Source organism: Collinsella sp. AF38-3AC, from assembly GCF_003474365.1.
Lineage (GTDB): Bacteria > Actinomycetota > Coriobacteriia > Coriobacteriales > Coriobacteriaceae > Collinsella.
Window position 1 is genome coordinate 91689 of record NZ_QROM01000001.1, and the last position, 22713, is coordinate 114401.

General features: G+C 60.9%; 12 protein-coding genes. 11 read left to right on the top strand and 1 reads right to left on the bottom strand.

Annotation, left to right across the window (positions count from 1 at the left end):
- The first annotated feature begins 10 nt into the window (after nt 1–10).
- The 8 genes from DW029_RS00390 to DW029_RS00425 all read left to right on the top strand — a co-directional run bounded on the left by DW029_RS00390 (nt 11) and on the right by DW029_RS00425 (nt 17439).
- Nucleotides 11–1780, top strand: a complete 1770-nt coding sequence (locus DW029_RS00390) for an ABC transporter ATP-binding protein (RefSeq protein ID WP_118344986.1) — start codon at nt 11–13, stop codon at nt 1778–1780.
- A gap of 19 nt (nt 1781–1799) precedes the next feature.
- Nucleotides 1800–2759, top strand: coding sequence for a hypothetical protein (locus DW029_RS00395; protein ID WP_118344987.1), 960 nt, complete (start codon nt 1800–1802; stop codon nt 2757–2759).
- A 396-nt stretch (nt 2760–3155) separates the two neighbouring features.
- Complete coding sequence (gene carA, locus DW029_RS00400) at nt 3156–4595, top strand: glutamine-hydrolyzing carbamoyl-phosphate synthase small subunit (protein ID WP_118344988.1); 1440 nt, start codon at nt 3156–3158, stop codon at nt 4593–4595.
- A 1-nt stretch (nt 4596) separates the two neighbouring features.
- Nucleotides 4597–7911, top strand: a complete 3315-nt coding sequence (gene carB, locus DW029_RS00405; RefSeq protein ID WP_118344989.1) for a carbamoyl-phosphate synthase large subunit — start codon at nt 4597–4599, stop codon at nt 7909–7911.
- A 941-nt stretch (nt 7912–8852) separates the two neighbouring features.
- Nucleotides 8853–15233, top strand: a complete 6381-nt coding sequence (locus tag DW029_RS00410) for a discoidin domain-containing protein (RefSeq protein ID WP_158572575.1) — start codon at nt 8853–8855, stop codon at nt 15231–15233.
- Nucleotides 15234–15450: 217 nt separating this feature from the next.
- Nucleotides 15451–15915, top strand: coding sequence for a 5-(carboxyamino)imidazole ribonucleotide mutase (purE, locus tag DW029_RS00415; protein ID WP_006235810.1), 465 nt, complete (start codon nt 15451–15453; stop codon nt 15913–15915).
- Between the two features lie 35 nt (nt 15916–15950).
- A complete protein-coding gene (locus DW029_RS00420) occupies nt 15951–16955 on the top strand; it encodes a class B sortase (RefSeq protein ID WP_118344991.1) in 1005 nt (334 codons plus the stop codon).
- Nucleotides 16956–17019: 64 nt separating this feature from the next.
- Nucleotides 17020–17439 (top strand): molybdenum cofactor biosynthesis protein MoaE, encoded by a 420-nt coding sequence (locus DW029_RS00425; protein ID WP_233504102.1) that lies wholly within the window; start codon nt 17020–17022, stop codon nt 17437–17439.
- A gap of 90 nt (nt 17440–17529) precedes the next feature.
- Here DW029_RS00425 and DW029_RS00430 read toward each other — a convergent pair whose 3' ends face one another.
- Nucleotides 17530–18759 (bottom strand): putative ABC transporter permease, encoded by a 1230-nt coding sequence (locus DW029_RS00430; protein ID WP_117855488.1) that lies wholly within the window; start codon nt 18757–18759, stop codon nt 17530–17532.
- 285 nt (nt 18760–19044) lie between these two features.
- On the opposite strand from DW029_RS00430, the gene purF reads away from it, so the two are divergent.
- The 3 genes from purF (at nt 19045) to purN (ending at nt 22667) form a co-directional block, all read left to right on the top strand.
- Nucleotides 19045–20715 carry an amidophosphoribosyltransferase gene (gene purF, locus DW029_RS00435; RefSeq protein WP_118344992.1) on the top strand — a complete coding sequence of 557 codons (1671 nt, stop codon included), beginning with the start codon at nt 19045–19047 and terminating at the stop codon, nt 20713–20715.
- A 157-nt stretch (nt 20716–20872) separates the two neighbouring features.
- On the top strand, nt 20873–21976 hold the full coding sequence (gene purM, locus DW029_RS00440; protein WP_118344993.1) for a phosphoribosylformylglycinamidine cyclo-ligase: 1104 nt from the start codon (nt 20873–20875) through the stop codon (nt 21974–21976).
- On the top strand, nt 21966–22667 hold the full coding sequence (purN, locus tag DW029_RS00445) for a phosphoribosylglycinamide formyltransferase (protein ID WP_118344994.1): 702 nt from the start codon (nt 21966–21968) through the stop codon (nt 22665–22667). Before purM ends, purN begins: the two co-directional genes overlap by 11 nt.
- The last annotated feature ends 46 nt before the right edge of the window (nt 22668–22713 follow it).

Here is a 22713-nt window from a genome sequence, read left to right on the forward strand (position 1 = left end):
CGAGGACTGCATGTTTAGAAGGTTTTTGTCTTATTACAAGCCCCAGATGGGGCTTTTTGTTGCCGATACTGTTTGTGCCCTGGTGCTTGCCGCCATTGACTTGGCGTTTCCCATTATCCTGCGCAATCTGACCGGTGGGCTGTTTACCCAGGGCCAGGCGGCCATCATGCAGGCGCTCGGTATGATCGCGGTTGGCCTGGTACTGATGTATGCCATCCGTTGTGCCTGTCGTTACTTTGTGAGTTACTGGGGCCACGTGATGGGCGCGCGCATGGAGTCCAGGATGCGCGAGGACCTGTTCGATCAGTACGAGCGCTTTAGCTTTGCGTACTTCGATCGCAACAGCTCGGGTGACATGATGAGCCGCGTGGTCAACGACCTGTTCGATATCTGCGAGGCGGCACACCATGTGCCCGAGTGGATTATCATCTGCGGCATCGAGATCGTCGGCTCGTTTGTGATCCTCTTTGCTATTGCCCCGGTGCTGGCACTTGCCATGGCCGTGGTGACGGCGGCGCTTGCGGTCATCATGTTTTGGCAGAACATGCGCATGCGCGAGGTCTTTAGCGACAACCGCAAAAAGATCAGCGGTATTAATGCTCAGCTGCAGGATTCGCTGGCAGGCATGCGCGTAGTCAAGAGTTTTGCGAACGAGGAAGCTGAGCGCTTCAAGTTCCGTGCCTCTAACGACCGCTATCTTTCGTCCAAGGAGAATATGTATCACGCCATGGGCGTCTACACTGCGACGTATGGCCTGCTCTCGGGCGTGCTGTACGTGATTGTGGTGCTGCTTGGCGGTTGGCTGGTGGCGCAAGGACAGCTGCAGGCGGTCGATATGGCGACCTTCGCGCTCTATATTTCGCTGTTCTGCACCCCGCTCGAGACGCTTGTGAACTCGGCTGAGACGTATCAGAAGGCCATTGCCGGGTTTAAGCGCATGGACGAGGTGCTTTCGACCGCTCCGGATATCCAGGACAAGCCGGATGCCGCGGACTTGCAGGTGACGGCTGGCGCGGTTGAATATCGCGACGTGTGCTTTAGCTACGAGGATGTTGAGCTGAGCAGCGGCGAAGAGGCTCGTCCCGTGATCGACCATATGGATCTGTCCATCAAGCCCGGACAGACCATTGCCCTGGTTGGCCCCTCGGGCGGTGGCAAGTCCACAACGTGTTCGCTGCTGCCGCGCTTTTATGACGTGGCTGCTGGATCCATTAGTATCGACGGCCAAGACGTGCGCGATGTGACGCAACAGAGCCTGCGCCGCGCCATTGGCCTCGTGCAGCAGGATGTCTATCTGTTTGACGGTACGATTGGCGAGAACATCGCCTACGGCAAGCCGGGCGCCACGGCAGAAGAAGTCGCCGCGGCCGCCCGCCGCGCCAATATCGATGCCTTCATTGAGTCGCTGCCGCAGGGCTACGACACGGTCGTGGGCGAGCGCGGCAGCCGTCTTTCGGGCGGCCAGAAGCAGCGCGTAGCCATTGCGCGTGTATTTCTCAAGAACCCCAAGATCCTGATCCTGGACGAGGCGACGAGCGCTCTGGATAACGAGAGCGAGGAAGCGGTGCAGGAGTCGCTTGAGCGCCTGGCGCGCGGCCGCACCACGATCGTCATCGCCCACCGTCTCTCGACCATTAAGCATGCCGACGAGATTGCGACCGTCGAGCATGGTCGCGTTGTGGAACGTGGTACGCACGAGCAGCTTCTCGCCCGTGGCGGCACCTATGCCCGTTACTATCGAATGCAGTTCGAAGGTGCGCGTGCGCACGAGCTCGACTGATTGATATGACAGGAAGTATATGGCTGAGAAGAACCCTTTGACTCCGGAAGAAGTGACGGAGTTATTCTCCGAGATCGATGCATCCGGCGTTTTGGATCCGACGCTTGCCAAAAAGCGCACCGAGCGCATGCGCGAAAAAGAGGCTGCGGCCAAGCGCGGCGACAAGGCGGCGCTGGCGCAGCTTCGCAGCGAAGATCGCGTAAGCCAGACAAAGCAGATCGACCCGCTGTCCGAGGACGACCCTTCGGGCTCGCAGGTGAGCCATACCATCACGAAGACCGCCGTGGCCGTAGTTGTCGGCATTCTGGTGTTAATCGTGGGCATGCAGATTGGCTACGGCGTGATGCGCCGCCTGAACACTGCTAACCTGTCCGAGAGCGTTTCGGTGGATACCGTTTCCACGGCACTGAAGGGCGGCCTTGAGTGGGGTAACGGCTTTACGCAGTTCCCGCTCGACTTTACCGTCGATGAGGCCGATGAGCGTACGGGCACGGTCGAGGTGACGGTGTTGGACACATCGTCTGCCAACGAGCTCGAGCTGCTGTCCAACGGGCAGATTCAGGCTGCGGCGCTTGCGACCAACGCGTTGCTCAACGATAAGATCGACCGCGTGGTGTATAACGTGCACGCCTATATCGACGGGGACAGCAAGATCCAGCACGACTCTTTCTTTGGCATGTTTCCCGCACAGGGCCATCAGAGCGCCATTCTGACGTTCGTGTGGACCAAGAGCTCGTCAAATGCCACGAGCATCGACTGGAAGATGCGCATCGTGAGCATGGACGACACGATTGCCGAGCGCATCCAAAAGCAAGTGAACTCGGTTTCGTCGCTTATCGAGGACCCGGCGGTAAGCCAGACCAAGATCACGGAAGAAAAGGCCGAGCGCGACTTGGAGCATCGCCTGCACGGTCGCGAGATCTTCCGCGGCGTCAAGCCCGACCGCACACCGTCCGATTTGCTGGAGCAGGATAAATAAGACGCCGTCATCCCGCGTGAGCCAAGTGCCCGCGCGGGATGATTTTTCTGGGACGGGGATTAAAAAATCATTCTGAGAGCGGGGCTTTGTCGCTGAGTAGTCAATTTGGGACGGGGCTATTTTAGCTACCACGGCCGGTGGCACACCGGTTAGGTTGGTCGACGGCGTGGGTAGCTAAAATAGCCCCGTCCCAAATTGACTACTCGCCAACTGCATGCATGACAGAATGATTTTTTAATCCCCGTCCCAGAAAAATCATTATGCATAGAAAGTCATAATTATCATTTCGTAAACATTTCGATGAAATTAACGCTATGGCGCATGCTTGCGGTTACAATACCGCAAGGCCTAACTACCAACCTTTAAGCCGGTCCGGAGAGACCGGGAAGGAGAATTATGGCGAACAACCATACTGCGGGCGCTGCCGCCCGCACCTTCGCGCCCAGCGAGCTTTGCCAGCGCATGCTGGCCAAAACCAGCAAGGGCGCCTGCGGTCCCTGCATCCTGTACCTTGAGGATGGGGCCATTTTTTATGGCCGTGCATGCGGTGCCGAGGGCACCGCGACCGGCGAAGTCTGCTTCAACACCTCGCTTGAGGGCTACTTTGAGGTCATGACCGACCCGAGTTATGCCGGCCAAATTGTAACCATGACCTATCCGCAGATCGGCAATTACGGTATCGACGAGACCGATGTCCAGTCGGCCTTCCCCGGCGACGCCGTGCGCCCTGCGAGCGCTCCGGCTATGCGCGGCATGATCGTTCGCGACATGTGCGCCACGCCTTCTAACTGGCGCTCGGCCGTCAGCGTGCCGGAGTACCTGCGCGCTCACGGCATCGTCGCTATCGAGGGTGTCGACACCCGCGCTCTGGTGCGCCATCTGCGCGACAATGGTTCCAAGATGGGCATTATCTCGACCGAGATCTTCGACGTCGACGAGCTTGCCGAGCGTCTGGCCGCAGCGCCCACGCTGGTAGGCGAGAACCTGGTCAAGACCGTAAGTTGCCCCGCGCCTCACGAGTTTGCGGCCGCCGACCTGCCTGCCACGCATGACTTTGCGCTTGCGGCTGCCGCTCCTGCCCGTCACAAAGTGGTCGCCTACGACTGCGGTGTGAAGCGCGGCATTCTGGAGGGGCTGGTCCGCGCCGGCTGCGACCTCACCATCGTGCCGTGGGATACGCCCGCCCAGCAGGTGCTCGAGATGAATCCCGATGGCGTCTTTTTGTCCAACGGCCCCGGCGACCCCGACGCCGTGGTGGAGACCTACGAGCAGGTACAGCAGCTGATCGGCAAGGTGCCGATCTTTGGTATTTGTCTTGGTCACCAGATGATCAGCCTGGCCTGCGGCGCCCAAATGGAAAAGCTTAAATTCGGTCACCGTGGCGGTAACCAGCCGGTTATGAATCTGGTGAGCCGTCGCGTGGAGATCACCGCGCAAAACCACGGCTTTGGCCTGCTGTTCCCCAGTCTGGGCAAACTGATTCCGGAGCTTTCCGGCGGCGAAACCGAGCATGCGGCCGACGGTGACCTGCGCGTCTGGGTGCGCCGCGGCATCGCGCCGGTTGTGATGAACGAGCGCTTCGGCCGCATTCGCCTGACACATGTGAACCTCAACGACGGCACCGCCGAGGGCATCCAGCTGCTCGACGCCCCGTGTTTCTCGGTCCAGTACCACCCCGAGGCCTCGCCCGGCCCCACCGATGCCCACTATCTCTTTACCGCCTTTACGCGACTCATGGACGGCGAGGAGAACTACCTGGACATCGACACCGCGAAGGACCGCCTCGCCGGCTGGAATTTCGCCGAGTTCGAGAACGCTGCGACCGAGGAGAACTAACATGCCGAAACGTACTGACATCAAGCGTATCCTCGTTATTGGTTCGGGCCCCATCGTTATTGGACAGGCCTGCGAGTTCGACTACTCCGGCGCCCAGGCCTGCAAGGTGCTCAAGGAGGATGGCTTTGAGGTCATCCTGGTCAACTCCAATCCGGCGACCATCATGACCGACCCGGGTCTTGCCGACCGCACCTATGTCGAGCCCATCACCGCCGAGTTTATCGAGCGCGTAATCAAGAAAGAGCGCCCGGACGCGCTGCTGCCCACGCTGGGCGGCCAGACTGGTCTGAACGCCGCCGTCGAGCTGGCGAAAGACGGTACGCTCGACAAGTACGGCGTCGAGATGATCGGCTGCGACCTGGCCGCCATCGAGCGCGGCGAGGACCGTAAGCTCTTTAACGAGGCCATGGCTGAGATTGGCCTGGAGGTCGCGCGCTCGGGCTACGCCTACAGCGTCGCCGACGCCGAGGCTATCGCCGAGCGCGTAGGCTATCCCTGTGTACTGCGCCCGAGCTTTACCCTCGGCGGCGCCGGCGGCGGCATCGCTCACACCCACGAGGAGCTTGTCTCCATCGTGAGCCAGGGCCTGGAGCTCTCGCCTGCCCACGAGGTGCTGGTCGAGGAGTCCATCGAGGGCTGGAAAGAGTACGAGATGGAGGTCATGCGCGACCACGCCGGCAACGGCATCATCGTGTGCTCCATCGAGAACCTCGATCCCATGGGCGTGCATACCGGCGACTCCATCACGGTGGCACCGGCGCAGACCCTCTCCGACCTTGAGTATCAGCGCATGCGTGTCGCCTCGCTCGCCATCTTGGAAAAGATCGGCGTCGAGACCGGCGGCTCCAACGTGCAGTTTGCCGTGAACCCCCAGACCGGCCGTCTGATCGTCATCGAGATGAACCCGCGCGTGAGCCGCTCGTCCGCACTGGCCTCCAAGGCCACGGGTTTCCCCATCGCCAAGGCCGCCGCGCGCCTGGCCGTTGGCTATACGCTCGACGAAATCGTCAACGACATCACCAAGGCAACGCCCGCCTGCTTTGAGCCCACGATTGACTACTGCGTGGTCAAGGTGCCGCGCTTTGCCTTCGAGAAGTTCAAGGGTACCGACCCCACGCTCACCACGCGCATGAAGGCCGTGGGCGAGATCATGGCGATCGGCCGCACCTTTGAGGAGGCCTTTGGCAAGGCCATGCGCTCGCTGGAGGACGGACATCAGGGCATTTGCGCCGGTGGCAAGGAGGGTGCCGACAAGCTGAGCGACGACGAGCTCGCTCAGGCCGTGGCAACCCCGACCGAGCACCGCATCTTCTTTGTGGTCGAGGCCCTGCGCCGTGGCTGGGACATCGCCCGCATCCATGCCATCTGCGGTATCGATCCGTGGTACCTCAACCGTATCAACGACATGGTGCAGGTCCAGGAGAGCATCCGCGGCCTGCGCGTGGAGGATATCGACGCCGACGCGATGCGCCTGCTCAAGCAGTACGGCACGAGCGACGCCGAGATTGCCGCGCTGACCGGCTCCGATGAGCGCTTTGTGCGCGCTTACCGCAAGGGCCTGGGCGTGGTTCCCAGCATGAAGACGGTCGATACCTGCGCGGCCGAGTTCTCGATCGCCACGGAGTACCACTACAAGACGTACGAGAACATCTACCGCACGAGCCCGGATGCCAAGAAGTGCGTGGCTCCCGACGAGACCACGCCGGCGGACAAGCCCAAGGCGATGATCCTGGGCGCCGGCCCCAACCGCATTGGCCAGGGTATCGAGTTCGATTACTGCTGCGTGCACGCGAGCTACGCGCTGGCGGCTCGCGGCTTCGAGACCATCATGGTCAACTGCAATCCCGAGACCGTCTCGACCGACTATGACACGTCCGACCGTCTGTACTTTGAGCCGCTCACCTACGAGGACGTCATGGACGTTATCGATGTCGAGCGCCCCGACGGCGTCGTGGTGACGCTCGGCGGCCAGACCCCGCTTAAGCTGGCGCGCATGCTCGAGGAGAGCGGCGTCAACATTATGGGTACCAAGCCCGACGCCATCGATTTTGCCGAGGACCGCGAGCGCTTTGCCGCCCTGCTCGACAAACTGGGCATTATGTACCCGCCGGCGGGTCAGGCCACCTCGTTTGAGGAGGCCGAGGCCGTGGCCGCGCACATCGGCTACCCGCTGCTGGTGCGTCCGAGCTACGTGCTGGGCGGCCGCGGCATGATGATCGCCTACGATGCCGAGCATCTGCGCGATTACATGGCAGAGGCTGCGCGCATCAGCCCCGACTACCCGGTGTATCTGGACCGCTTCCTGGAGGGCGCAATCGAGTCCGATGTCGACGCCCTGTGCGATGGCGAAGAGGTATACATCGGCGGCATCCTGGAGCATATCGAGGAAGCCGGTATTCACTCCGGCGACTCCGCGACCTGCATCCCTCCGTTTAGCTTTAGCGAGAGCCTGCAGGCGAAGCTCCGCGAGACCACGCGCCGCATCGCGATGGCGCTGGGAGTCCGCGGTCTGGTCAACGTGCAATATGCCATCAAGGGCGAGACCGTCTACGTGATCGAGGCCAACCCGCGCGCCAGCCGTACCGTGCCGTTTATCTCCAAGGCCACCGGTGTGCCGCTGGCCAAATGCGCGGCGCGCATCATGGCAGGCGATTCCATCGCGAGCTTGGGCCTGCCGAGCGACGAACGTCAGCTGGACTGGTTCTGCATGAAGGAAGCCGTTATGCCCTGGGGCCGTTTCCCGGGCGCCGACGTTATCCTGGGGCCCGAGATGAAGTCGACGGGTGAGGTCATGGGCATCGCCAAGAGCTATCCCGAGGCATACGCCAAGACGCAGCTGGCGATCGACTACAAGCTGCCCGACCCGAGCGCCGGCAAGGTATTCATCAGTGTGTGCGACCGCGACAAGCGCCATATCCTTTCGGTCGCGCGTATCCTGCGTTACCTGGGCTTTGACATCTGCTCCACCGAGGGTACGGCGCGCGTGCTGCGTGGAGGCAACGTGACGTGCGAGGTCGTGGAAAAGATCAGCGGCCCGCACGACGGCGAGTGCCCCAACATCGGTGACCTGATCGCCGATGGCAAGATCGCGGTGATCATCAACACGCCGTACGGTCCGGGCTCGCGTGGCGATGGCTACCTGCTACGTACCGAGGCCGTGCGCCGCGGCGTGACTTGCGTGACCGCGATGTCTGCCGCCAACACGTACGTGAGTGCCATCGAGGCGGTGCGCGAGGACCAGCAGGGTCACGGCAGCGCCAACGACATGGGAATGGACGTCATCGCCCTTCAGGACCTGCCGCAGCACACGGTGTAGTGTGACCTGTCCGGCCGGGGCGGAGGGGGCCGAGTTCCCCCTTCGCTCCGGCTGCAAGCAGAGTCGCTCAGTGGGAAGCTCGGCCCCCTCCGCCCCGGCCTTCGGTGACTTGGGTGCACCGTGTGCTGCCGAAGGGGCTTTGTGCGATGACTAAGGCTAAATAGAAAATGAGAGTGGGCCCTGCCGTTCGTTCGAGCGGCAGGGCCCACTCTTTGTATGGAGGCCTTTTTGCTGTTAGTCGAGGACGCCTCTGGACAGTTAGTTCAAATTCGTATTTATTAGAGAGTAGGAGAAGATCGATTTGGACTCATTCGGCCTACTTTTGGCAATCTGAATCGATCAAGATGCTCAGCCAAGCCGGGAACGGCCCAATACTGGGTCCACGTCGGCTTCCAAGCGGCAATTTCGTGCCCAAGGTCACGGCCAAATTATACGTATCTGAACTAACCGCCCATCACTCCCCGTCAACCTTTTTATCCAAACCAAATCAGCCAACGTACGTCATGGCAATCCCCGGTAGGTCGCAGGGTGGCGGCTGAGCCTTTCCCTCGGGAAACTTCGCGAAGCCCAGTTCCCGAGGGAAAGGTATGGTCTGTGTAATACCAGATAAACAGTACATTTTTGCTAGATTGGTATTTGACTGAAGAACCAATTGGTATGGCTTATTAAGCCCACCTTGCCGTTGACGCTCATTTTACTGCCGCTGGTGGACTTCCGAACTTGGTTGCGCAAGTGCTCCCATATATTGATATGACCTAGTAGGTGGCTATCTGGTTACTACCAGTTGGCCCCTTGGTAACGGGTGGCCCCATTGTGCGGAATGTACCGAACATCCCCGTTTGATACGTTTTCCCATGCTGCCGGGGGGCGTCCTCGGCACCTCAGCATCTCGGAAGAAAGGAGACCAGGTGCGCAGGAATTCCATTTTTACGAAACGGTGGGTGAAGGGAAGCGCGGTCCTCGTTGCCACTGCAGCGACGCTCGTGTTTGCCAATCCCCAACAGGCGATTGCCACGCCACTCAAGGGCGTCGACTCAGCGACCGTGTCCCAGTCTGCCTCGAATGTCGTCGACATCGATTTCGCTGACGGCATCAAGGGCCGTATTACGTTCCTCGAGGACGGTATTTTCCGTTATAACGTCGACCCCAAGGGTGAGTTTTCCGAGTACGCCACGCCGCGCAGTAAGTCCCACACGGCTAAGATCCAGGCTCAGCCCGATACCTCGGACACCTACAGCAAGCCGAGTGCGACGGTTGCCGACAAGGGCGACACTATCGAGATCACCGGCGGAAAGGCGACCGTGATCCTGGACAAGGCGACTGGCAAGATGAGTATCAAGTCAGGCGACCGTGTCGTGGTTTCCGAGTCCGCGTCCCTCGACCTTGATAAGAAGGGTACCGTCCAGACGCTCGCCAAGGAGAAGTCCGAGAACTTCTTCGGCGGCGGCACCCAGAACGGACGCTTCCTGCACACCAACCAGACCATCGCCATCTCCAACACGAACAACTGGACCGATGGCGGCGTTGCCTCGCCCAACCCGTTTTATTGGACGAGTGACGGCTACGGCGTGCTCCGAAACACGTTTGCAGAGGGTTCCTACGACTTCGGTTCCACGGACTCATCGACGGTCACGACTTTGCACAGCGAGAATGAGTTTGATGCCTACTACTTCGTGGCGACCAACGAGGGAGCTTCGAACGTGGCAACTGAGATGCTGCAGGACTACTACAAGGTGACCGGTAACCCGGTACTGCTGCCCGAGTACGGGTTCTACCTTGGTCATCTTAATGCCTATAACCGTGATGGCTGGTCAACGACCTCGGGTCAAAAGAAGTGGGAGACCAAGGGCAGCAAGTCCTCGAGCGAGAAGGGCGACGTTAAGTACGAGTCTGGCATGTCGACGGGCTACAAGCTCGACGGCACACTTGCGGCCGAGACGCTCAACGGTGAGGGCCCTACGGTTGATACCGAGAACATGAAAGCGACCGATTTCGACCGCCAGTTCTCTGCTCGGCAGGTTATCGATGACTACGAGGACAGCGACATGCCGCTCGGCTGGTTCCTGCCGAACGACGGCTACGGCGCCGGCTATGGCCAGAACGGTTACTACAAGACCGGCGGCGTCAACTCCGACGGAGCGAGCTCGGCCGACCGTCTTAACGCTGTGCGTGCCAACGTCGACAACCTTAAGAAGTTCACCGAGTATGCCAACTCAAAGGGTGTGAGCACGGGCTTGTGGACCCAGTCCAACCTTGAGCCCGACAGCAACCCTGAGACCCCGTGGCATCTGCTTCGCGACTTCGACGCCGAGGTCAAGACGGGAGGCATCACTACCCTTAAGACCGACGTTGCCTGGGTTGGATCTGGCTACTCCTTTGGTCTTAATGGCATCAAGACAGCTTATGACACGGTGACGACCGGCGCTAACAAGCGCCCCAACATCATCACGCTCGATGGTTGGGCCGGCACGCAGCGCTTTGGTGGCATTTGGACCGGCGACCAGTATGGCGGTAACTGGGAGTACATTCGCTTCCATATCCCCACGTATATCGGTCAGAGTCTTTCGGGCAACCCCAACATCGGCTCCGACATGGATGGCATTTTTGGCGGCGACCCCATCATCTCTGCGCGTGACTACCAGTGGAAGACGTTCACGCCCTCTATGCTCGACATGGACGGTTGGGGCACCTACCGTAAATCGCCCATGACGCACGGCGATCCCTACACAGGCATCTCGCGCTTCTACCTCAAGCTCAAGGCGCAGCTCATGCCCTATATCTACACGAGCGCGGCCTCGGCGGCCAACATCGACACGGGTAACGGCGATGCCGGCCTGCCCATGATCCGCGCCATGCTGCTTTCCGATAACTCCGAGTACGCCGCAAGCACCTCGACGCAGTACCAGTATATGTTCGGTGAGAACTTCCTAGTGGCACCGGTGTATCAGGATACCCAGGCAGACGAGAACGGCAACGACATTCGCAATGGGATTTACCTCCCCAACTACGGCACCGACGAGAATCCCACCATCTGGATCGATTACTTCTCGGGTAAGCAGTATCGCGGCGGCCAGGTTCTCAACAACTACGAGGCTCCGCTTTGGAAGCTGCCGCTGTTTGTGAAGGCCAACGCTATCGTGCCGATGTACGCCGAGAACAACAACCCCGAGGCCGTGAGCGACACCAACACCAAGGGTACCGACCGCAGCCAGCGTATCGTCGAGTTCTTCGCCACCGAGGGCGACGGCACCTTTACGCAGTACGAGGACGACGGCTCCTCCATCGAGAACAACACGACTGAGGACGATTCCTACGGTACGATCGACAATATCTCCTACGGTGAGCATGTGAGCACCGTCTACAGATCCAAGGCCGCAGGCGGCACCGCGACCTTTACCGCCGAAGCCTCGCAGGGTGGCTACAACGGCTACGACTCCAATCGCACCACGACCTTCGTGGCCAACGTGTCCGCCAAGCCCATGAGCGTCGTCGCCAAGAACGGCGGATCCGCGCTCAACGTGGTTGAGGTCGACTCGCAGGAGACCTTTGACACCGCGACCCCCGAGGCCGGCCAGGCGGTCTACTTCTACAGCGAGACCCCTAACCTCAACCACTACGGCAGCGATGTGGACGGCACCGAGGCCGAGCGGGGCGAGAGCTTTAACAACACCAAGATCACCACGAACCCCAAGGTCTACGTCAAGTTCGCGAAGACCGATGTTGCTGCGGCGGCGCAGACGCTCGAGCTGGGCGGTTTCGTGAACGCCGACGCCACGCTCACAGCCGATCGCCTCAACGAGAGCCTCTCCGCACCCACGAACCTTGCTGCCCCCGAGGACGTCACGACCCCAACGAGCATCAAGCTCACCTGGGGAAAGGTCGATGGTGCTACCTCCTACGACCTTAAGGTCGACGGCACCGTGTTCGCCGTGGGTGATGCGGCCGAGTTCACGCACACCGACCTCGCCTACAATAGCAAGCACACCTACCAGATTCGTTCGCGCAACGCCGAGGGCTACTCCGCCTGGAGCGATGTGCTCGAGGCGAACTCCGCACTCGATCCGTGGCGGAACGTCCCCGACGCCGAGCAAATCACCTGGGAGGGCTCACTTTACGGCAGCCATAAGGCCGAGCTCGCCTTCGACCATGAGTTCCAGTCGGGCGACGGCGGTTTCCACTCCGGTGGCAACGATCTGGGCAAGGCGCTTACCGTTGACTATGGACGCGCTTACAAGCTCGATAAGCTCGAGTACTATCCGCGCGATGACGCCGGCAACGGCACTGTGACCAAGATGCGTGTTGAGACGAGTCTCGATGGCGTCCACTGGACGAGCCAGGAGGTCGATTGGGCACGTTCCGCTGATTGTAAGACGGTAGCGTTTGACGGCACCGTGGCCGCCCGTTACGTGCGCATGACACCGCTCGCCTCGGTCGGCAATTTCTTCTCCGCGTCCGAGATTGCCATCTACAAGACCGACGGCACGGATGGCTTCGCCGTGGGCTCCAACCTCAACAAGGCCACGATCTCCGACGGAGACTACTCCAACATGAAGAACTATCTGGGCCTCGAGAATCGCGAGCCCGATACCCCGACGTTCGGTTCGCAGATCCGCGACCACTTCGCCGACCTCAACGATAACGGCGTTTACGACGTCTACGATTACTCGTTCACCATGGCGGGTCTTGACGGCGGCACTAAACAAAAGGGAAAGGTCGCAGGTTCGCTCGCGGTGATTCCGAGCAAGACCGAGGTCGAGGCCGGTGATGAGATCACCGTTGATGTCTATGCGGCCGACGCCAAGAACGTCAACGCCCTGGGCGCTCTCGTCAACTTCAAGAGCGACCAGTTCGAGTTTGTGTCCGAGAGCATCGCGCAGGACGGCTCGACTGCCGGCATGGAGAACCTGTCTCGCGAGAAGGTCCAGTTCGCGGACAGAACGCAGACTATCAATCTCGCCTTTGCCAACCGCGGCGATGGCAAGCTCTACAACGGTACCGGCGCGGTGGCGAGTTTCAAGCTCAAGGCCAAGACCGCCGGCAAGGTCGAACTGCCCTCGACATCTTGGCTCATCGGTCCGGCATGCGACGCACTTGAGTTTGCGAGCGACGGCACGGTGACGATGCCGGATGTTCCTCAGCCAACGGTCGCCGAGTACGGTCAGGACGCCTTCAACATCACGATGACCAACGATGAGCTCACGACCGACGACGGGACCAACGTCGAGAAACTTATCCAGCAGAAGAGCTATAACGCGCTGTTCGATAATAACGAGGGCGACAACGGCTTTGAGTTCCTATGGAACTGGAGCGGCAACTGGGACAGCGAGGGTAAGCTTCCGAGTTACGTGAAGCTTCCCACCACGATGACATTCGCATTTAAGACGCCGTCGAAACTCGATAGTGTCGAGGTCGTTAACCGCAACGGTGGCAACGGAACCGTGCAGAAGATCAAGGCTGTCGTGACGTTCGAGGATGGCTCGACCCAAGAGTTCGCGGGCGGGGAGTACGATTCCTTCCTGGCTCGCTACGCCTTTGACCTCTCTGCCGAGAACAAGGGCAAGAAGGCGACCAAGGTCGAGGTCACGCCGCTTGAGGCATCGGGTGACCAGATGCTCACACTGCGTGAGGTCAACTTCAACTACACGCAGGGTGTCGAGGCCATCGAGGGTGTCGAGCTAGGCAAGAACCAGACCGAGTTCTTTGAAGGCGACATTACGCCCGTCGACGCCAAGGCTACGCCTGAGAGCGCTGGCTACCCCTATGTGACGGTCGAGAGCTCCGACCCCTCTGTGGTAAGCGTCTCCGCTGTTCAGGCTGGCGATAGCGTGAGCTACTACCTGCGTGCCAACAAGGCCGGCAAGGCAAAGATCACGGTGGCGTCGGTACTCGACCCCTCCAAGACCGCATCCTATGAGGTCGAGGTCAAGGCTGGTGTCGATACCTCTGCGCTCGTAGCAGCGCTTTCCAAGGCCGCGGGCTACAGCGAGTCCGTCTACACCAAGGATTCCTATGCAGCTCTCACCACTGCGGTCGAGGCGGCTCAGAAGCTCCTCGACAGCGGCCAGGGCAGCTATAGCAAGAAGGATGTCGCAGACGCCACAGCCAAGATCGAGAAGGCAATCGACGGCCTCAAGATGCGCCCTGTTGATGAGAAGATTCTCATCAACACGCCCGAGAACCGCAAGAACGTCAAGGTGGCCGGCTTCTCGAGTGAGGCCGACTACGAGGGCAGCAACGCCGTCAACGCTCTCGACGGCGACGAGCGGACGCTTTGGCACAGCGACTGGGCCCATGGGACCGGTATGCCCCAGTATCTGAGTGTCGACCTGGGCCGCGACTACGATCTCACCGACGTTACATTCCTGCCGCGCCAGGACGGCGGCACTAACGGCGATATCTTCGAGGCCGAGATACTGGTCTCCGACACTGCCGACGGTTATGAGAAGGGCACCGCCGCGTCGATGGGTACGTTCGCCTTCGACAACGATGGCCGCGTGCTCACCGACCGTGGCGACTGGAAACAGATGAGCTTTGGCGCCGCGCGCGGTCGCTACGTGACCGTCAAGGTGATTCACGCCGGCGGGGGCGACGTTGATGCCTACTGCAGCATGGCGGAGCTCAAGTTCTACGGTACGGCCGTCCCCGATCCGGTGGCGAAGGATGATCTCACTGCCGCGATCGAAAAGGTTGATGCCGAGCTTGCCGCCGGCGACCTCAAGGCCGGCGACTACACCGAGGCCTCCTGGACGGCGCTCGAGAACGCCCTGGCGAGCGCCCGCGCCATCTTGAGCGACGAGGATGCCACGCAGGACGAGGTCGACCAGGCGCTCAGGGCGCTCGAGAGCGCCCGCGACGCGCTCGAGAAGACCCCGGTGGTCCCGGTCGAGAATCCGACTAAGAAGCAGCTCAAGGCCCTGGTCAAGCAGGCGAAGGAGACTGACACCAGGGGCAAGACGGCCGAGTCTGTCAAGGCCCTGACGGATGCCATTACCTACGCCGAGGACGTCTTGGGTGATGAGAATGCTTCCGACACCCAGATCCAGGCGGCCTATAGCCAGCTCAAGCTGGCCATTGAGAGCCTCAAGGATGCCGATTCCGGCAACCAGGGCGGCTCGGGCAACCAGGGTTCCGGCAATGGCTCGAACGGCGGCAACCAGGCGGGCAAGCCCGCAGGCGACAAGGCCCAGGGCAGCAAGAAGAACGGTTCGGCGATTCCCAATACCGGAGACCAGACGGCGGCGACCGTCGCGACCGTCGGTGGTCTTGGCGCCATCATCGCCGCGATCGGCGCTTTCTTCCATCGTCGCAGCAAGGCTAAGTAGCCCCAGCAACAGCTAAGCAAGCGTGCCCGCCGTCCCACCCAAGGACGGTGGGCACGCTTTTTGAATGTAGGCAGAAAGCTCCGACCCTTCGGCCTTAATCTCGCAAAGCGTTCCGTCTCCCGCCGAACACATCAGCATCGGCGGCTATACTTGAATTATTTGCAGTTAAGGGTCGCGGATTGGCCGCGTCACCGCTCTCAACAGGAGGTCTTTGTTTATGGCAGATCAAAAGCCGGTTGTCGGGATCATCATGGGCTCCAAGTCCGATCTGGGTGTTATGGAAGGCTGCACCGCCGAGCTCGAGGCGCTCGGTGTGCCCTATGAGCTCGTCATTGCGAGCGCACACCGCACACCGGCGAAGGTCCACGAGTGGGCTTCGACTGCTGCCGATCGCGGTATCAAAGTGATTATCGCCGCCGCCGGCAAGGCCGCTCACCTGGGTGGTGTCGTGGCCGCCTTTACGCCGCTGCCGGTTATCGGCGTACCTATGAAGACGAGTGACCTGGGCGGTATGGATTCGCTGCTGTCGATGGTGCAGATGCCTTCGGGCGTGCCCGTGGCCTGCGTTGCCATCAACGGCGCCAAGAACGCCGCCATTTACGCCACGCAGATTCTGGGCGCATGCGACCCCGAGTACCGCAAGGTTATCGAGAAGATGAAGCAGGAGATGGCCGACGCCTAGGCGTTCCGCCGTTTCACCGCAGTATAAGGAGAGCCATGTCCGATTATCAGGGAAAACGATTCAAGGCTTCTCAGATTCCCGATCCGTCGAAGCCGGGTGCTGCCCATGCGGCACAGCAGGGTCGGACATCCTCTCCTCAGCAGCCGCGCGCGCCGCGTTCCGTAACGCCGACGTCCCATCGCCGCCAGGATACGCCGGCTGCGTATCGCCCTTCGTCATATGGCACGGCAAAGAAGCAGGCTCGGACGACGAGGCAGCTGAGTGACGCGCCGTCCAACTATGCCGAGCAGCCGCGTAAGAAACGCCGATCCATCATTCCCATCTTGCTCATCATCGTGGGCATCGGTCTGATTGTCGCCGCCGCTGCCATCTTTATCAATGCTCAGATTGGCTATAAGCAGGCGAGCGATTCGTACCAGAAAATCGAGAAGCAATATGTAAGCGATAAGGACGCCAGCGGCGTGCCGATTATCGACTTCGATGCGCTTGCTCAGACAAACCCCGAGATTGTGGGTTGGATTTATGTGCCGGGAACCAACATCAACTATCCCGTGGTGCAGACCAACAACAACTCCAAGTACCTCAACACGCTGTTCGATGGCACGTCTAACGCCTCGGGTGCCATCTTCTTGGATAGCGATGACACCGCGCCGGGAATGGTCGACCAGCAGACCACGATCTACGGCCACCATATGAACGATGGGTCGATGTTCAACGTGATTTCGGATACGACTGACCAGGCAACGTTCGATAGCATTGAATATGTGTACTACATCACGCGCGATGCGACGTATAAGTTGCGTCCGCTGGCGACCAAGGTGGTCGAGGACACGTATGCCAAGGCGCGCACGACCAATTTTGAGGGCGACGACGGACTCAAGAACTACCTGTCCGAGATGCTCGACGGCGCTTCTGCCGTGGCGAGTGATGCCACCGATCGTGCCGCTTCGGCAACTAAGGTTGTAACGCTTGTGACCTGTCGTTCGCTGTCGCTGAGCAACACACGCGCCGTCATGGTGCTCACGCCGGTCGAGGAATAAGTTGTTCGAGAGTAGCTAAAAAGGCCCCGTCCCAAATTGGCTACTCGACGACGGTAAGGGAGAAATGATGCTCGAGAGTGGCAAATTGATGCCTTCGATTGATGCTTGGCTGCGCGAGGCCAAGGCCGATGCTTCGGCGGCAGGCTGTGGGATGTATCTGACGCATAACGGTGTGGTGCGCGCGACGCCCAAGGCTGAGGTGCGCGGAGTCGAGACCGATGGCGTGGCGCCTGGGCATAAGGTGGGCGGCATGGTGTTTGGCTTCGATGCTCAGAAGGTGCAGGCTGCTATCGAGGCGACGCGTGCGATGCCGGGTATCGGCTATGTGCGTGTGTGGCTGGCAAGCGGCGAGCTTGCCGTAGGTGACGACATCATGCTCGTGCTCATCGGCGGGGACATTCGCCCGCACGTGGTCGATGCGCTGCAGGCGCTCGTTGGCACCATTAAGAACGAATGCGTGAGTGAGGTCGAGCGCGAGGCGTAGAGGCTTGCGTCGATAGAAGGATCGTTTATAAAAATGCCCACCGGTACGTGTGATACCGGCGGGCATTTTGCGTTTTGGGCGCGGTGGGCGCTACACGCGCGTCGCATCCTTGGGGCTCATGGTCATGCTCTGGAAGCGGTTTTCCATGTACTCGTTATCGAAGTGCTCTCCGTAGAACTGTGCGACGGGAATGTCCGGCTCCGTGTCGTTAACGCGCTGGTACCAGTAGTCGAGCGACTGCAGCGTCATGACGCCGTCGACCAGCATGATAACGGTAAAGATGACGGTGGCCGAGTAGCGGCTCTTCCAGGGGATCTTGTTGATAAGCTTAAGCAGCCTCGGCAGCAGCAGCTTGATCCAGATGAGGCCGCCCAGGCCCCACAGGCAGGCGAAGCCCGTGCAGGTGCGTCCGCCCGTGAGGACCACGAGCGGATCGGGCAAACCGAACAGCGTTATGTGCGAGTAGCTCCACGAGACCACGCCAAACGCGGTCTGCATAAACCAGCCCACGAACACCTCAAAGCTGGCGCCGAGCAGGGCGCTCACCAGGAAAATGATGATGGGGTTCTTTTTGTAGAAGCGGTTAAGCACCATGGTCATGAGCACGGCGCCAAATCCGTAGATGGGGCTGAAGGGGCCAAACAGCATGCCGGCGCGGTTCTGATAGACGCCCGGGTCGTCGACCGTCATGTGCCAGATGTCCTCGGCGATCAGGCCGAGTATGCAGCAGACAAAGAACACCCAGAACAGGTTGAAGTAGTTGAGCTTGATGTAGCCCTCGCCGGTTTCATCGCGGCCGAGCATGCCCTCGGCGGCGGCGTCGCGGTCGAGCATCTCCTGCAGGCGGCGCTGCAGTTCGCGCTCCTGACGCAGCGTGGGGTCGACGGTTGCCGAAAGTGCAACAAGGATGCCGAGCTGGATCGCGGGACGCAGCAGGAAGGGCCCGATGCCCTGGAGCATCACGTCGACCAAAAGCTCGACGACGGTGAATGCAATAAGGATGTAGGACAGGCGGGCGGCGTTGCGGCGCTGGTTTTTGATAAGGTCCAGGCCAAAGATGATTAAGATGACGGCACTTGCCGCAGAGAGCATGATGCCGGCGACGATAAGGCCGACTGCGACGAGCGTGTTGTCGCCGAGCTTTTCGGTGGCGTTGCCGTTAACAAGTGCCGTGATGACCTGCCACATAAAGGCAGCGACCGACGGGAGCGTGCCCACGCCGGAAAGGATGCACAGGACGGCGTACACCTTAATGATGAGGGGAATCTTCTTGACCTCTGTGGCGCTGGGGACGCTGGGGTCGAGTTCGTTTCGATCCATACAGAACCTTTCTCGCTTTGTTGTAGGTTATAAGGATACGCCGCCGACCTGCCAAAAGACAGGGCGAACGTCCCAATTGCAACTTTGTAATCCCCAACGGCGGACGCGGCGGCCATCTGGGGGCGCGGGCACTTACACTGGACAGACCGATAAAATGTTTGGCTGCAAAACGGATTATAAGCTCGGTGGGCTTTTAAAAAGCGCTGCTCATGCGCGGGAATGCCTGTCTTGCCGTGCGTATAATAGGGCGGGTAACGCCAAATAACGAGGCTCTGAGGGGATGCCATGTCTCAAGAAACCATCCGCGCGGCCGAGCGTGCCACGGGACAGGTGACGACCATGTCGACGTATGATCCGGACTCCGACCAGCTGCATGAGGAATGCGGTGTTTTTGGTGTGTGGGCGCCCGATCGCGATGTGGCTCGACTGACGTACTTTGGTCTGCGCGCGCTGCAGCATCGCGGCCAGGAATCGGCGGGAATCGCCGTGGGCGATGGCGGCACGGTTATGGTTCGTAAAGACTTGGGACTGCTCGATCGCGTGTTCTCCAACGCCGACCTGTCGACGCTCTCCGGCCAGCTGGCCGTGGGCCACGTGCGCTATGGCACCGCCGGCGCCAAGAGCTGGGAAGCCTCGCAGCCGCATCTTTCTACCATCAATAGCGTCATCATCGCGCTTGCTCACAACGGCACTCTGGTTAATACCGACGAGCTGCGCCGCCAGCTGATCGAGCTGGGCGTGCCGTTCCTCTCCAATTCGGATTCCGAGGTCGCGACCAAGCTTATCGGCTACTTTACCCAGCGTACGGGCCACCTGCGCGAGGGCATTCGCAAGACCATGGAGCTCGTGCGCGGCGGCTACGCCATGACGCTCATCAACGAGCAGGCGCTCTACGCTTTCCGCGACCCGCATGGCATTCGCCCGCTGGTGCTGGGCAGGCTCGTGGACGAGGGTCTGGATCAGGCCGACGCCGCTTCTGTTTCGCAGCTGCCCTCGCAAGACGGTGCCTCGACGGTCGACTCCGCCGTCCATGTCACGCGCGCCGGCGGCTGGGTCGTTGCCTCCGAGACCTGCGCGCTCGATATTGTGGGCGCCGAGTACGTGCGCGATGTTCGTCCCGGCGAGATTTTGCGCATCAGCGCCGAGGGCCTGGTATCCGAGCAGGGCGTGCCCGCAGCCGAAGAGTCCGCCAACTGCATCTTTGAGCAGGTCTACTTTGCCCGCCCCGATTCCATCATGAACGGCAAGAGCGTCTACGCCTGCCGTTATGACATGGGTCGTCAGCTGGCACACGAGGAGCCCGTCGAGGCCGACCTGGTCATTGGCGTGCCCGACTCCGGCCTGCCGCCCGCGGAGGGCTATTCGCACGAGAGCGGCATTCCCTTTGGCGAGGGCCTCATCAAGAATCGCTATGTGGGCCGCACGTTTATCGAGCCCACGCAGGAGCTGCGCGCCATGGGCGTGCGTATGAAACTCAACCCGCTGCGCGACAACATCGAGGGCAAGCGCCTAGTCGTCATCGACGACTCCATCGTCCGCGGCACCACCATGGTGCAGCTCGTCAAGATGCTGCGCAACGCCGGCGCCAAGGAGATTCATATCCGCATCAACTCGCCCGAGGTCATCTGGCCGTGCTTCTATGGCATCGATACCGACGTGCAGTCTCAGCTTATCAGCGCCAACAAGACGGTCGACGAGATTTGCGAGTATATCGGCGCCGATTCGCTTGCCTTCCTTTCGGTCGAGGGCCTGCTTAAGGTCATGCCCAAGGGCGGTTACTGCGATGCGTGCTTTACCGGACGCTATCCCGTGGCGATTCCCGAGAGCTTTGGCCGCGACAAGTTCATGGAGGGCTTTAAGCCCCGCAACCTGGACAAGCCGCTGCACTTTGACGACGACGCCGTGGTCGAGAAATATGTCGATCGCAGCTGGGAAGAGGAGCACAGTGAGGCCTAAAACCTGCCATTTAGGGACAGGTTTATTTTGGCAGGTTTTATCTGCTGTTTTGTTGATATGACGGCGCGTGTTGTTATGACGCGCGCCGAAGGGAACGCAACTATGAGCACCGTTTGGCGCCCGCGCGGCGCCACGGTAGTGGGAGAGGAAGGCTCAGATGAGCGACAGCAAGCATGTGACGTACGAGGATGCCGGCGTCGATACCGCCGAGGGCGGCCGCGCCGTCGACGCTATTAAGCAGATGGTCAAGGACACCAACCGCCCCGAGGTTATCGGCGGCATCGGCGGCTTTGGCGGCCTGTTCTCGGCCGCCGCGCTTAAGGATATGGAAGACCCGATCCTGATTAGCGGCACCGACGGCGTGGGTACCAAGCTCGTGCTCGCCCAGATCATGGACCGTCACGAGACGGTGGGCCAGGACCTGGTCGCCATGTGCGTCAATGACATTTTGGCTTCGGGCGCCGAGCCGCTGTTCTTCCTGGACTACGTCGCCATCGGCCACATTGAGGCCGAGCACATGGCAAAGATCATCAAGGGCGTGGCCGACGGCTGCAAGCTCGCGGGCTGCGCGCTCGTGGGCGGCGAGATGGCCGAGCACCCGGGCGTCATGGCTCCCGCCGACTACGATCTCGCCGGCTTTACCGTGGGCGTTGTCGACCGTCCCAAGATGCTCGACCCCGCAAACGTCCGCCCCGGCGACGTGATTTTGGGCCTGCCTTCCACCGGCGTGCACTCCAACGGCTACTCGCTCGTGCGTAAGGTCATCGGCGTCGACGGCATCAAGCCGGGCACGCCCGAGGCCGCCGCTAAGGCCGAGGAGCTAAGCCGTCCGCTCGAGGCGCTCGGCGGCGCATCGCTGGCCGACGCCCTGCTGGCCCCCACGCGCATCTACGTCAAGCCGATTCTGGAGCTGCTCCGCGGTGGCGCCAACGTTCATGCCATTGCCCACATCACCGGCGGCGGTATTACCGAGAACCTCAACCGCGCGCTCGCCGACGACGTCGATGCCGTGGTCGCCCGCAACGGCGCCGAGATGGGTTGGGATGTTCCGCCCGTCATTACTTACGTGTCGCGTCAGGCTGAGCTCGCGCGCAACGAGGCATGCAAGACCTTCAACATGGGCGTCGGCCTGTGCCTGATCGTCGCCCCCGAGGACGAGGCCGCCGTGACCGAGGCCCTGGTCGCGCTGGGCGAGAAGCCGTTCCGCGTGGGCGAGTGCGTCGAGGGTTCCGGTAAGGTCGTGTACTCCGATGAGCGCTAACGAGCAGATGGCTGCTGCCGAGGGCCTGGGCTTTGTGCCCTACACCCGTCCGACCGGCACCGATACGGCTGAGCCGCTCAAGATTGGCGTGCTCATCAGCGGCTCTGGTACCAACCTGCAGGCGCTGATCGACCTGATCACCGCCGGCAAGCTCAACGCCTCGATTGAGCTTGTGGTGTCGAGCCGTCCTTCGGCCAAGGGCCTGCAGCGTGCCGAGCGCGCGGGCATCCAGACACTCACGCTGTCCAAGGATGTCTATGCCGACCCCATCGCCGCCGACGAGATCATCGCGCATGAGCTGCTCGAGCGCGGCTGCGAGTACGTGGTGATGGCCGGTTACATGCGCATGGTGCACACGCCGCTGCTGGCGGCGTTCCCCAACCGCGTGGTCAACCTGCATCCGGCGCTGCTGCCGAGCTTTACCGGCGCGCATGCGATTGACGATGCCTTTGCGCGCGGCGTCAAGGTGACCGGCGTGACCGTGCACTTTGCCAACGAGATCTACGACAACGGCCCCATCATCGCCCAGCGCGCGCTGGCCATCGAGGAAGGCTGGGACGTCGATGCGCTTGAGGAGCACATTCACGCGATTGAGCACGTGCTGTATCCCGAGGTCGTGCAGATGCTCGCCGACGGGCGCGTCCACGTGCTGGAGAGCGGCAAGGTCGCAATTGACGCGCCTCGCGGCTAGCGGCGCACAGTACAATTTATCCGAGTAGTCAGGGTGGTCATTGGCG

What these genes read in the sequence shown, in the direction of transcription:
- DW029_RS00390 (WP_118344986.1), top strand. Translation starts at nt 11, where the DNA reads ATGTTTAGAAGGTTTTTGTCTTATTACAAGCCCCAGATGGGGCTTTTT.
- DW029_RS00395 (WP_118344987.1), top strand. Translation starts at nt 1,800, where the DNA reads ATGGCTGAGAAGAACCCTTTGACTCCGGAAGAAGTGACGGAGTTATTC.
- carA (WP_118344988.1), top strand. Translation starts at nt 3,156, where the DNA reads ATGGCGAACAACCATACTGCGGGCGCTGCCGCCCGCACCTTCGCGCCC.
- carB (WP_118344989.1), top strand. Translation starts at nt 4,597, where the DNA reads ATGCCGAAACGTACTGACATCAAGCGTATCCTCGTTATTGGTTCGGGC.
- purE (WP_006235810.1), top strand. Translation starts at nt 15,451, where the DNA reads ATGGCAGATCAAAAGCCGGTTGTCGGGATCATCATGGGCTCCAAGTCC.
- DW029_RS00420 (WP_118344991.1), top strand. Translation starts at nt 15,951, where the DNA reads ATGTCCGATTATCAGGGAAAACGATTCAAGGCTTCTCAGATTCCCGAT.
- DW029_RS00425 (WP_233504102.1), top strand. Translation starts at nt 17,020, where the DNA reads ATGATGCTCGAGAGTGGCAAATTGATGCCTTCGATTGATGCTTGGCTG.
- DW029_RS00430 (WP_117855488.1), bottom strand. Translation starts at nt 18,759, where the DNA reads ATGGATCGAAACGAACTCGACCCCAGCGTCCCCAGCGCCACAGAGGTC.
- purF (WP_118344992.1), top strand. Translation starts at nt 19,045, where the DNA reads ATGTCTCAAGAAACCATCCGCGCGGCCGAGCGTGCCACGGGACAGGTG.
- purM (WP_118344993.1), top strand. Translation starts at nt 20,873, where the DNA reads ATGAGCGACAGCAAGCATGTGACGTACGAGGATGCCGGCGTCGATACC.
- purN (WP_118344994.1), top strand. Translation starts at nt 21,966, where the DNA reads ATGAGCGCTAACGAGCAGATGGCTGCTGCCGAGGGCCTGGGCTTTGTG.